9 protein-coding genes are annotated in these 12467 nt (G+C 41.1%); 7 read left to right on the top strand and 2 right to left on the bottom strand.

Annotation, left to right across the window (positions count from 1 at the left end; genetic code table 11):
* Positions 1–40: 40 nt before the first annotated feature.
* The 4 genes from L0657_RS02355 (at position 41) to L0657_RS02340 (ending at position 7120) form a co-directional block, all read left to right on the top strand.
* A complete protein-coding gene (locus L0657_RS02355; RefSeq protein WP_235148788.1) occupies positions 41–1354 on the top strand; it encodes a NarK family nitrate/nitrite MFS transporter in 1314 nt (437 codons plus the stop codon).
* A 24-nt stretch (positions 1355–1378) separates the two neighbouring features.
* On the top strand, positions 1379–4936 hold the full coding sequence (locus L0657_RS02350; RefSeq protein ID WP_235148787.1) for a nitrate reductase: 3558 nt from the start codon (positions 1379–1381) through the stop codon (positions 4934–4936).
* A 243-nt stretch (positions 4937–5179) separates the two neighbouring features.
* Entirely contained in the window at positions 5180–6640 is a 1461-nt protein-coding gene (locus tag L0657_RS02345; RefSeq protein WP_235148786.1) for a rubredoxin, read from the top strand.
* A 6-nt stretch (positions 6641–6646) separates the two neighbouring features.
* Positions 6647–7120 carry a nitrate reductase associated protein gene (locus tag L0657_RS02340; protein ID WP_235148785.1) on the top strand — a complete coding sequence of 158 codons (474 nt, stop codon included), beginning with the start codon at positions 6647–6649 and terminating at the stop codon, positions 7118–7120.
* 9 nt (positions 7121–7129) lie between these two features.
* Here the strand turns inward: L0657_RS02340 and L0657_RS02335 are convergent, their stop codons facing one another.
* The gene (locus L0657_RS02335; protein WP_235148784.1) at positions 7130–7714 is read right to left on the bottom strand and encodes a bifunctional precorrin-2 dehydrogenase/sirohydrochlorin ferrochelatase; all 585 of its coding nucleotides are present in this window, start codon (positions 7712–7714) and stop codon (positions 7130–7132) included.
* Positions 7715–7948: 234 nt separating this feature from the next.
* Between L0657_RS02335 and L0657_RS02330 the strand changes: the two genes are divergently transcribed.
* Positions 7949–9898 carry an ABC-F family ATP-binding cassette domain-containing protein gene (locus L0657_RS02330; RefSeq protein WP_235148783.1) on the top strand — a complete coding sequence of 650 codons (1950 nt, stop codon included), beginning with the start codon at positions 7949–7951 and terminating at the stop codon, positions 9896–9898.
* 65 nt (positions 9899–9963) lie between these two features.
* Here the strand turns inward: L0657_RS02330 and L0657_RS02325 are convergent, their stop codons facing one another.
* Positions 9964–10551, bottom strand: a complete 588-nt coding sequence (locus L0657_RS02325; protein ID WP_235148782.1) for a Uma2 family endonuclease — start codon at positions 10549–10551, stop codon at positions 9964–9966.
* Between the two features lie 33 nt (positions 10552–10584).
* Here L0657_RS02325 and L0657_RS02320 point away from each other — a divergent pair, with 33 nt between their 5' ends.
* On the top strand, positions 10585–11940 hold the full coding sequence (locus L0657_RS02320) for a DUF5103 domain-containing protein (protein WP_235148781.1): 1356 nt from the start codon (positions 10585–10587) through the stop codon (positions 11938–11940).
* Between the two features lie 75 nt (positions 11941–12015).
* Positions 12016–12408, top strand: coding sequence for a hypothetical protein (locus L0657_RS02315; protein ID WP_235148780.1), 393 nt, complete (start codon positions 12016–12018; stop codon positions 12406–12408).
* Positions 12409–12467 lie beyond the last annotated feature (59 nt).

Raw genomic sequence — 12467 nt, 5'->3', positions numbered from 1 at the left:
ACATCACTCTTATTATCAAAAGTTTAAAACGTATTGAACTATGGAAATGTCGAATAAACCGTTACAAAAATTAAATATTTTCAGCGCGAAAGGCGTACAAATGCGCACTTTCCACCTGACCTGGATGGCTTTTTTCCTTTGCTTTTTCGGCTGGTTCGGACTGGCTCCGCTGATGACCGTTGTAAAAACGGATTTAGGTTTAACCAAAGGACAAATCGGTAATATCATCATTGCTTCCGTAGCCGCAACCATCATTGCCCGTATCGCTGTTGGAAAACTTTGTGATTCCTGGGGACCAAGAAAAACGTACACTGCACTGTTAGGTATCTGTTCCATACCGGTTATGACTGTCGGCCTGGTTCACTCCTATGAAGGATTTTTACTTTTCAGATTAGCAATTGGAGTGATCGGTGCATCGTTTGTAGTTACCCAATATCACACGTCTGTCATGTTTGACAAAAAAATTGTAGGAACGGCCAATGCGGTGGCTGGGGGCTGGGGAAATTTAGGCGGCGGTGTTACCAATATGGTTATGCCTTTGATCTTCGCAGGTTTTATCGGCGCAGGTTATCTACCTGAATCGGCATGGCGTCTGGCGATGATCGTACCGGGTATTGCTTTATTTATTTTTGCTTTTGTTTATTATTTCTACACTAAAGATACGCCAGCCGGAAACTTTGACGAACTGCCGGAATCGACTCAAAACTCGACCGTTAAAGTGAAAGGTACCATGACAATGGCGATGAAAGACCCACGAACCTGGGCACTTTTCCTTGCATACGGAGCTTGTTTCGGTATTGAAATTACGTTTGATAACATCGCTGCTTTATACTTTTTTGAAAATTTTAACGCAACGCTGGCAGTGGCCGGAATCCTTGCCGGAACCTTCGGTTTTATGAATTTATTCGCCCGCGCTTTGGGTGGAATTGTGGCTGATAAAGTGGGTTTAAAATATGGTATGCTTGGTAAGGGACGTTTATTAGCACTTCTGCTAGCGTTGGAAGGAATTGGTATCGCACTTTTCGCGCAAAGTTCAACCTTAACGATCGCAGTAATCAGTATGTTATGTTTCGCTATGTTTTTGAAAATGGCGAATGGCGTTACTTATGCCATTGTTCCGTTTGTTAATCAAAAAGCAATCGGCTCAGTAAGCGGAATTGTGGGCGCAGGCGGAAATGTGGGGGCAGTATTGGCGGGATTCTTGTTCAAGTCCAGCTCAATCTCTTACGCTCAGGCTTTTGTCTACATCGGTGTTGCGATTGCTTGCGTGGCAGCGATTGTCGCTTTGGTCAATTTTGATAAAATAAGAACAACCGTACCCGAATCTAATACGCTGGAAACTGCGAATTCTTAGATACTAAAAAATAAACTGGCTGTTATGAAAAATTCGTCTGATACCTTCAAATCTACCTGTTGCTATTGCGGCGTGGGTTGCGGCGTAGTTGTGACAAAGGAAACTAACGGCCAACTGAGCCTGGAGGGAGATAAAGAACATCCCTCCAGCAAAGGTATGCTTTGTTCAAAAGGAATGAATTTGCATTACACCGTGATGGATCAGTCGGACCGGTTGCTGTATCCGCAAATGCGGCTGAACCGCTCGATGCCTTTACAACGGGTTACCTGGGACGAAGCGCTGGACAGAACTGCGGCTGTTTTCAAAACACTGATTAAAAAATTTGGCCCTGATTCTGTTGCTTTTTATGTTTCCGGACAATGCCTGACAGAAGAATATTATCTGGTCAATAAGCTGATCAAAGGATTTATAGGTTCTAATAATATTGATACCAATTCCCGGCTTTGCATGAGTTCTGCGGTGGTTGGCTATAAACTTTCACTGGGCGAAGATTGTGTTCCGGTTTGTTATGATGATATTGAAGAAGCAGATGTTTTTTATGTAACAGGTGCAAATCCGGCCTGGTGCCACCCGATTTTATGGAGAAGAATTGAAGCGCATAAAGCGGCTAATCCGAATGTAAAAATCATCTGTGTAGATCCGCGTAAAACAGATACAGCCCGCTCGTCGGACCTTCATTTGGGAATAATTCCCGGAACTGATATCGTTTTAAATAATGCTATCGGACGGATTCTTATTGAAAAAAAATATATCAACCAGGATTTTATAGAAAATCACACCGACGGATTTTCAAATTTTCAGGAAAAGGTTTTTGAAAGAACAATTGAGGAAGCTGCTGAAATATGCGGAATTGATGCAAAAGATATTTACCAGGCTTCTGAATGGATTGGTGAATCGAAAGGCTTTCTTTCATTATGGACAATGGGGTTAAATCAATCGGTGATTGGGGTAAATAAAAATCTTTCGCTGATCAATCTGCACTTAATAACAGGGAAAATCGGCTCTCCCGGTAACGGTCCATTTTCTTTAACAGGACAACCAAACGCCATGGGCGGCCGCGAAACGGGCGGACTGGCCAATATTCTTCCCGCACATCGTGATGTGACCAATGCTATACACCGGGAAGAAATGGAGGCATTTTGGGATAGTCCGGTCAAGATTGCGCACAAACCTGGATTTACTGCCACGGAAATGTTTGAAGCTTTGGCTGACGATAGGTTAAAGGCGATCTGGATTATCAATACCAATCCACTCGTGAGTATGCCGGATCTTAATATGGCGGAAAAAGCGTTGAAAAATTCACGGTTTGTGGTTGTTCAGGATGTTTCCAGCCTGGCCGATACCGTTCACTTTGCTGATGTGGTTTTGCCGGCAGCTGCCTGGCTGGAAAAAGAAGGAACCATGACCAATGCGGAAAGGCGGATTACTTATCTGCCGAAAGCACTTGAAGCGCCTGGAGAAGCTTTGCCAGACGCTGAAATCATCTGGAAGTTTGCACAAAAAATGGGTTTTTCCGAGGCATTTGATTATAAAAACTCGTCTAAAGTTTATGATGAGTATGTCAAAATTACTACGAATACGAATATTGATGTGACGGGCGTAAGTTATGATCTGCTCAAAAATAAACGGAGTGTTCAGTGGCCGTTGGCGGCAAAAAAATCAGCTGATAACGAGACGACAATTAATCACAAAATAACCGATTCGTCAACAATCGGAACGAAACGACTTTTTACAGATCACAATTTCTACACCCCTAACAAAAGAGCTCAAATTTTCGCCATTGCGGACGAAAATACTTCTGAACCAATAGATGATAATTTCCCTCTGGTACTGACAACCGGCCGCATCCGTGACCAGTGGCATACGATGACGAAAACCGGCCGGGTAACAAAACTTAAACAACATATTCCTCAACCATTTTTGCAGATTCATCCGAAGGATGCAAAAGCGAGAAATATAACTGAGGGAAATTTGGTCGTGGTGCAGGGCCGTCGCGGAGAAGTTCGCGTGAAAGCACAATTAACCGAAGACGTGCGTCAAGGATTATGTTTCCTGCCGATGCACTGGGGAAAAATCCTGGGAAGTAATTTAGGGCGGACTAATAATCTTACAAATTCGCTGGTTGATCCTCGTTCGAAGGAGCCGGATTTTAAATTTTCAGCAATTGAAGTTATATTATACAAAAAACCTTTCGAAAAAATTATTATCATCGGTGCAGGTTCTGCCGGTTTGGGTTTTGTTAATACCTATCGCACGCTGAATCAGGACGATGAAATCCATGTTTTTTCAAAAGAAATTTATCCGTTTTATAACCGGGTATTGCTCCCTGATTATATCAGCGGTGAACAAAGCTGGGAGCAGCTTGTAAAGTTGCGGGAGGATCAGTTTTCTAATGCTAATATTGTTGTTCACAAAGGAATCAGTATTGTCCATATTGACCGGAAAAATAAAATCCTGACTGATAGTGAAGGCAATGAGCATACCTACGACAAACTGATTCTGGGCATGGGCAGCAGATCTTTTATGCCAAAAGGTGTTCCGGAATTACCAGGTATTTTCAATATGCGTTCGCGGATGGACGCGGACAAACTTTTGCCTTTTGTTAATCAGTCTGACGCTCATGCAGTGATTGTCGGTGGCGGGATTTTGGGACTGGAACTGGCTGCTTCCTTTCGTAAAATGAACATTCGGGTAACAGTTATCCAGAGAAGCGGACGATTGATGGAAAGACAGCTGGACCCTCTGGCGAGTGAGTTATTATATCAGGATTTGACAGACCGCGGTATTGAAATTTTCTTTAACGATGAAGTCTCAACCTATAACGGAAATACAACGGTTGAAGGAATACTATTAAAATCAGGAAGAAAAATAGCGTGTCAGGTGGTTGTCCTGGCCATTGGAACGGTACCAACCATTGAACTTGCCCGTGAGGCAGGAATCGAAAATAAACGAGGAATTCTTGTCAACGACTATATGCAAACCTCGGACGAATCCATATTTACGGCAGGAGAAATTGCTGAGTGGCGGGGACAAATGTGGGGGATAACGCTAGCAGCGGAACAGCAGGCGGAAGTCGCCGCTCATTTTATTGCAGGAGATATTTCTCAGCCTTATCAGGGCAGCGTTTCCATGAATATCCTGAAAATGGAAGGCCTGCACATGAGCAGTATAGGCATGACGGAAGCACCAGCCAACGACCCGACTTACGAAGAGATTGTTTTTATTGATAAATCAAAAAGGTATTATAAAAAGTGTATCGTTCATCAGGACAGGTTGGTCGGTGCTATCTTAATTGGTGACAAAAATGAATTCCTGGAATTCAGGGATTTGATCGCAAAGGGCACTGAACTTTCTGAAAAACGGCTTCAATTGTTAAGAGCTAGTCAGAGCGTGGATCCAATGGAGGGGAAATTGGTTTGCTCTTGCAACAGTGTCGGACAAGGAAATCTGGAAAAAGCAATTCGTGATGGATGTAATGATTTCCAAAACCTTTGTCAGAAAACAGGCGCCGGAACGGGTTGCGGGTCATGCCGGCCTGAGGTTCGGGCAATTTTGAAGCGGATGGAGATGGTTTCGGTTTAATTATCGAGACGTTGCGGCGCGTAAATCCGATGAGCGCGGACCATACCCAAATCCGATGGGCGTCGCCCAACGCTAAAATATGACGCCCTTTCAGGGCTATAATGGTCAACATTCCACAGCCCTGAAAGGGCGACATATTTTAGGATGGGGCATCGCCCTATCAAAACCGGGATGTGTCATTAATCGTAAAAACAAATTGATGCATGATTCCAAATCGAATTAATATTAAAAATCAAAACAACCATGCGCGATTATTACACCATAAAAATCAATCTCCCCGGAGGCATCGTATCGCCAGGATATCTCAAAGATATTCTTACGGTCGCGTGGTCATCCGGTATCCGGAAAGTCAGATTTGGAGCGCGTCAGCAATTGTTATTGACCGTTCACTACGAGGTGGTGCGCTTTATTGAAAAAGATCTTCAAAAATTAAATATCAGCTACGAACTCAATACAGAGAAACACCCAAATATCATCAGCTCCTATTGCGGCGAAGAAGTTTTCAGAACCGGACAATGGCTCGGCAACAATGAATATCATTCCGTTCTGGACAGTTTTGATTATCAGCCTGAGTTAAAAATAAATATTTCCGACTCAAACCAAAGTTTCACGCCCTTTTTCACCGGAAATCTAAACTTTGTTTCATCACCAGAGCCACAATACTGGTATCTATATATCAGATTAAAACAAAGCAACAATCTCTTTCGCTGGCCGGAATTAATTTATACCAATGAAATTGGACGGATCGCAAAAATCCTGGAAAAATGCATGCTTCATCAGGGATGCCAGAACCTGGAAAGTTTGTATGAAGCGGTGAGAAATGAAACAAATTATATATCAATTCCAGCCACTCTAGAACTTGAATTGCCATCTTTTTCACTTCCTTACTATGAGGGATTTAACCGGTATGAATCAAGAACCTGGCTGGGATTATACCGCCGCGATGAACTGTTTCAGGTTGAGTTTCTGATTGACCTGTGTTTGTTATGCCTGAAAACCCGTGTTGGTGAAATCTGCGTAACACCTTGGAGATCGTTGATTATCAAAGGGATTGAAGATTCACACCGTGCTTCATGGAGCAATATTCTTGGTAAACACAATATCAATGTCCGCCATGCAGCAAACGAATTAGCCTGGCAAACAGAAGACCACACCGTTGATGGTACCCGGCTCAAAGATTATTTGATAAGATATATTGAAAAAAATGACACGAGAACTTTTGGACTTTGCTTCGGGATTCAGACACGAAAAAAATCCGAGGTTTTTGGCTCTGTGTTGGTACGAAAAAGATCGGTGATCAGCGTTTCACAACTCTCTTTACTAAGTGTTTACGATATTTATCATACTGAAAATTTCAATCCCAATAGCAGAAAACATGTCCTGTTTCAAAAAGGATTGTTCAAGATTCACCTGCCATGGCAACTGGAACGCTTGTGCCGACAATTCAATAATCGCCGGACCTTCGAAAATGCTGAAATAATTCATGTTGAAGATGAAGTAAAAGATGAATTATCGGCAACGGTTTTGGTCTATCAATGCCTGAATTGCTTGACGATTTATCATCCCGCCTATGGCGACGAGCTTAATAACATCTTACCAGATACAGCCTTTGAATCTTTATCGGAAGAATATTCCTGCCCAACCTGCGGTAGTGAAAAAGATGAATTCGTTGAAATTGAGCTTCCTGCAATTAACCTGATCTAAATCAAAATGAAAACTGAAATCATTACTCCATTTTTCTTCGAATTTGAAAGTGATTTTGTTGAATCGCTGCGTTGTATCCCAATGATTGTCCGATACAAACTCGATACCTGCGGTATTAAATTAAAACTCCCGGAATGGGTAAAGATCAGTGTTGAAGAAAAAACACAACTGGCGTATTTACCTTGTTGTCTCAATTCAGAAATTGATCAATACGGCGACTTTGTAAATAAACTGGTTTGGAAATATACGGGTCATGAAGCAGGTTTACTGGCTTCGGTGGACGATAGCTGGAATATTCTGAACGAAGTTCCGGAAGAAGTACAGACAAAAGCAGCGGAATGGAATTGTCATGGATTGATACAAAAACAGTGGGTTGAACTTGATACACTTCAGAGATTTGCCCTGGTAAAATTAAGCAGATCCGGGCATGAAGGAAAGAATTTCCCGAGGGCGATGCAAGAGTTTGGACTGAATCATTAAGCGACCTTACTACTTAATCTCAGACTTTTCCACCAATACAGAAGTAATCCGGTTCAACTCATCCACTTTGTAAGCAAAATCGCCTTTTAGCATATCCCTGACCGCTTTCAATTGCTCCATGGCCGTTTCAAGATTATCCGGCAAGGCCTCTGTCAACACTTCTTTAAGCCTTTTTGCCAGCGTTGGCGACATGCCATTGGTTGAAATCGCAACTTTCAAACTACCTTTTTTAACCACGGAAGAAAGATAAAAATCACAAAGTGGAGGAGTATCGGCGACGTTGCAAAGCATATGTCTTGCACGGGCGACGGATTTAATTCGCTTATTTTCTTCTTTGTCATTCGTCGCCACAATGACCAGATCTTTTTCCGACAAATCACCATCTTCGAACTTTCTTTCTATCAAGGAAATCCTTTCGTTATTAATTGCGATCTCACGAATTTCCTGCCTTATTTCCGGAGAAACCAAAGTAACCGTTGCTTCTGGCGAATTATCTAAAACCGCAGTAATTTTTTCCAGACCAACATATCCCCCACCAACAATCAGTGTATGGAGGTTTTCAAGTTTCAGGAATATTGGGAATAGGTTATTCAAAATCTGGATTGTTAAAGATTACACAGAGAACCACGGAGTTAAAAAGAGAGCCACAGAGTTTTTATTTGTGAAGAGAAAACTCTGTGGCTCTCTTCTAACCTCTGTGAATCTCTGTGTAACTTACCAACACAAATTTACAAGAATAATGTCATATTTCGGATTAACTATTTGATTTTATAACTATTCCAACAAGTTGCATTTTTACAATCTCTATCTTATCCGTACCTTTGCGGCATGATCGCGATTACGAACCTCAGTTATTTTCTTGGCGACCGCGCACTTTACGATGGCGCGTCGCTTCATATTAAGCCAAAAATGAAAATTGGCCTTATCGGGTTGAACGGAACAGGGAAGTCTACCCTGCTTCGGATGATCGATGGGGAATACCAGCCGGATGAAGGACGCATCTCTAAATCAGGAGATTGCACGATTGGTTTCCTGAATCAGGATTTGCTTTCATACCAAAGTGATGAATCAATTTTGGCCGTTGCCATGCAGGCATTTGAACGCCAGAATCAGCTTCAGGTGCAGATTGATAAAATCCTGCATGATATGGAGCATAACTACCGCGATGAACTTGTAGACAAACTTGCGAAAGTTCAGGACGAATTTGATGCATTGGACGGTTATACCATTCAATCCAAAGCAGAAGCAATTCTGGAAGGACTTGGTTTTGTAACGGATGATCTTCACAGACCTTTAAGATTATTTTCAGGGGGATGGAGAATGCGGGTAATGCTTGCAAAACTTCTTTTGCAAAAACCGTCTCTTTTGATGCTCGATGAACCTACCAACCACTTGGACTTACCGTCTATTCAGTGGGTTGAAAAATATGTTCAGAGTTATGAAGGTGCCGTGATCGTGGTTTCTCACGACCGGGCATTTCTTGACAATACCGTTGATACAATTGTTGAGGTTTCAGGAGGAAAATTGAATTTATATTCCGGAAATTATTCATATTATCTGGAAGAAAAAGCATTGCGTAATGATATTCAGCGCGGGGCTTTTGAAAATCAGCAGGCAAAAATAAAGCAGACAGAACGTTTCATTGAACGTTTTAAAGCCAAAGCAACAAAATCCAAGCAAGTACAAAGTCGTGTTAAGGCACTTGACAGAATGGATGTCGTGGATGCGGTTGTTGACGAAAATGCAAAAGTTCATTTCCGTTTCCAGTTCACTACCCAACCAGGCCGTCATGTTTTCCAGCTGGAAGATGCTTCAAAAGCGTATGGCGACAAAGTGATTCTGGACCATACCAGTATCACGATGGAACGCGGAGATAAAATTGCTTTGATCGGAGCGAATGGTCGTGGTAAATCTACGGCTTTGCGTGTTGTTGCGGGTACAGAGCCGATTGATGGAAAAAGAAGATTGGGGCATAACGTTATGTTTACGTTCTACGCACAGCATCAGCTGGAATCTCTGAACATTAATCATAATCTTTTAGAAGAACTTAAATACGCAAACTCGACCAAAACTGAAACGGAATTACGTACGGTTTTGGGCTGTTTCCTTTTCTCGGGTGATGATGTATTTAAAAAGATTAAGGTACTTTCAGGGGGTGAAAAATCACGTGTGGCACTAGCGAAAGTTTTGCTTTCCCAAGCAAATTTCCTGTTACTCGATGAGCCTACCAACCATTTGGACATGCAGTCGGTCAATATTTTGATCCAGGCTTTGCAGCAATATGAGGGAAGTTACATCGTAGTTTCTCACGATAGATATTTCGTTGAATCGATTGCCAATAAAATCTGGTATATCGAAGATCATCAGATTAAGGAATATCCTGGAACATATGTAGAGTATGAAAGATGGATTGAAGAACGCGGGTTGCAGTCAGCTGTGAGTGAAAAAGCAACGGTTAGCAGTGCGCCTCCACAAGTGAAGAGCAATCAGGCGGTTAATGGAAATACGCAGAAACCGAATAACAATAAATCAACTTCTCCGGAAGATGTACAAAAGCTAAAAAAGGCGAAGAAACAGGTTGAAGAGCTGGAAGCTACGATTAGCAATCTTGAAACCAAAAAGTCAGAAACTGAAACAAAATTGGCTCAGCCTTCGATTTATAATGACTCTGCCAAGCTGGCGGAATTGAACAAGTTTTACGCTGACGTAAAGAAAAAGCTTGATGAAGCAACCGAATCATGGGAAAATGCCATGATGGAAGTTGAAGAATTAGGATAATTAATTTCGCTTTGATAAAATCTTAAAGGTCATTTTCAGCTTCGCGCGAAAATGACCTTTTACTTTTAAGCCGACTTTAATAAATCTTCTGTCTGCGCATAAATATCTTCCATTGAAAGTGTCAGGCCAACACTGGCAAACTCCAACTGATCTTTTAATTGATAAGCTTCCGAAGCCAAAACCCAAAGGCCGTCTTCATTTTTGCGGAAAACCTCTGCCGCAAATGACCGGGAATTGATCAGGACATACTCCTGCAAAGAAGGTATGCTCCGATAAAAATGAAATTTCTGTCCGCGATCATAAGCTTCGGTACTTTCAGAAAGTACTTCTATAATGACCGTGGGATTTAGTATCGTGTCTTTTTTATCGTCCAGATATTGATTTTTATCACAAACGATCAGCAAATCCGGATAAGTATAAAGTCCCGTTTCCGGAATATGAATACGTTGGTCGCTGGAATAAGTGCGACATTCCTTTCCTTTAAAGGCAATGTAACATTCACCCGTTAAGTTTTCTACAATCCGGTTATGATTATGACCAGCTCCGCCCATCGCGAAAATCTCACCTTTATAATATTCACTTTTATAATCGGCGTCGCGTTCTATATCCAGATATTCTTCTTCTGAATAATATTTTTGAGGTTGTGCTGTCATATTGTTTCGGTTCTACAACAAAAATAGTTAATTATGTCAAAAAACATCGTTGTCCTTAATACGTTGTCTTTGTTTAAAAGTTACATTTTTGTCTCAAACCGTTTTATGCGTTATATACTTTTTACACTTTTCATTTTTTCATTTTTACAAGCTCAGGCTCAAAGTTCTGATGTTCGTCTGGAAGATTATATCTACACAGATGAAATTAAAACAGTATTACTTTATCCTGGGACCGAAGATAGAGAAAACCCAACACGGTTGATATCCCCACCAATTATTCCTATTCAGAACAGCTTTCCGTTGGTCCTGGAATTTGATGATATGACTACCAGTATGACCGGACTTCGTGCTAAAATAATTCATTGCAACGCTGATTGGACCAAATCAAACCTCAACGATATCGAATTTACTTACGAGTATAACGATTATCCTCTGACCAATTACGAGCAATCATTCAGTACCAAGGTCGCCTATACGCATTATCGTTTCGAAGTACCTAAATTGAAATTATCCGGAAATTATGTCCTAGTCGTTTCATCGGACAGAGGAAGAAAAACGCTGCTGACCAGAAGATTTATGATTTACGAAGCAAAGGTTGCTATCACAGCCGAGGCACGTTTTTCGCAGGGAGTGACGCAACAATTCACGGATCAGCAGATTGATTTTAGTATAGATTACAAAGGTTACAATCTGATTGCGCCCCAACAGGATCTTAAAGTAGTTCTCCGTAAAAATTTACGTTTTGATCAGGCCAAATCAGGTTTTAAACCAACCAATGTGAGGCCATTTGATTCGATATTGGAATACACTTTTTTCGATCTGGAAAATACTTTTCCGGGTGGAAATGAATTTCGATATTTTGACAGCCGAACTTTATCAGGACGAGGTTATGGCGTTTATGCCTTGGAGCGTTCCGGCGAAAACACCAGCTTGACTATCACACCAGACAGGTCGCGAGCTGATAACGGTTACATTCAAATTGAGGATTTAAATGGCCAGTATATTGTTGATCAAAAAGAATCAGGGCGTGGAAGTGTCGAGGCGGATTATACGCCTGTACTTTTTACATTAAAAATTCCTGAAGATCCTGATGCTACTATTTATGTTAATGGTGCTTTCAATTTATGGCAGCTCAATGACCGCAACCGAATGGAATACAATCAGGATACTCAGGCTTATCAGGCAGATATTTTGATCAAACAGGGTGTGATTAATTATGAGTATACAGTGGTTAAAGGAAATCCTCCGAAGGTCGACGATGGCTACGTTGAAGGGAACTATGGAACAACAGAAAATGATTACGACATCCTTATTTATCACCGTCCGCCCACAAGCCGCTCTGATCTTTTGGTGGGATATAAAACAATAGAATGGAATAGAAGAAGATAAGTTGGCTCGATTATTGTAGAAATAGTTTTATATTGAAGCAGTAATCCAGCCAGATAACTTAACTAAACTGAACGTATGAAAGAATTTACGTCAGATTGGGCATTAACCCCTAATCTATTTCTAACAAAAAATGAAGTTGAAATAATTGATTGCCTGGTAGATCACCGGGAAATGCCTGTTAAATTTGAGGAGAATCATGTAATATCATTTTACAATGACAATGATTTTCACTTGGTCTTATATTTTTCTGAGAAAGAAGACAGGGGGTTTCAAATGTATATTGTGAGAGATTTTTCAGTTAATGTTGAAGATTTGATCATACTTTATCAATTGTTCGGAAAGCTCATCAATGATGGATTAAGTGTTCATATTTTAAGCAAAGCACAAAATCAGATTGATAACATTATTTATATGTCGAATACATTTCGTGCTATGATACATAAAGATGAATCAAATATTTTCGAATAAAATTGGTCCAAAATAAAAAGATCGGGCAGCATTTCTAAGAAACACTGCCCGATCTTTTT

The organism is Dyadobacter sp. CY345, from assembly GCF_021502725.1.
Classification (GTDB): Bacteria; Bacteroidota; Bacteroidia; order Cytophagales; family Spirosomataceae; genus Dyadobacter.
This window is presented reverse-complemented; position numbering and strand designations above follow the sequence as displayed.

Coding starts and splice junctions, on each gene's coding strand:
- L0657_RS02355 (WP_235148788.1), top strand. CDS start 41: ATGGAAATGTCGAATAAACCGTTACAAAAATTAAATATTTTCAGCGCG.
- L0657_RS02350 (WP_235148787.1), top strand. CDS start 1,379: ATGAAAAATTCGTCTGATACCTTCAAATCTACCTGTTGCTATTGCGGC.
- L0657_RS02345 (WP_235148786.1), top strand. CDS start 5,180: ATGCGCGATTATTACACCATAAAAATCAATCTCCCCGGAGGCATCGTA.
- L0657_RS02340 (WP_235148785.1), top strand. CDS start 6,647: ATGAAAACTGAAATCATTACTCCATTTTTCTTCGAATTTGAAAGTGAT.
- L0657_RS02330 (WP_235148783.1), top strand. CDS start 7,949: ATGATCGCGATTACGAACCTCAGTTATTTTCTTGGCGACCGCGCACTT.
- L0657_RS02325 (WP_235148782.1), bottom strand. CDS start 10,551: ATGACAGCACAACCTCAAAAATATTATTCAGAAGAAGAATATCTGGAT.
- L0657_RS02320 (WP_235148781.1), top strand. CDS start 10,585: ATGTCAAAAAACATCGTTGTCCTTAATACGTTGTCTTTGTTTAAAAGT.
- L0657_RS02315 (WP_235148780.1), top strand. CDS start 12,016: ATGAAAGAATTTACGTCAGATTGGGCATTAACCCCTAATCTATTTCTA.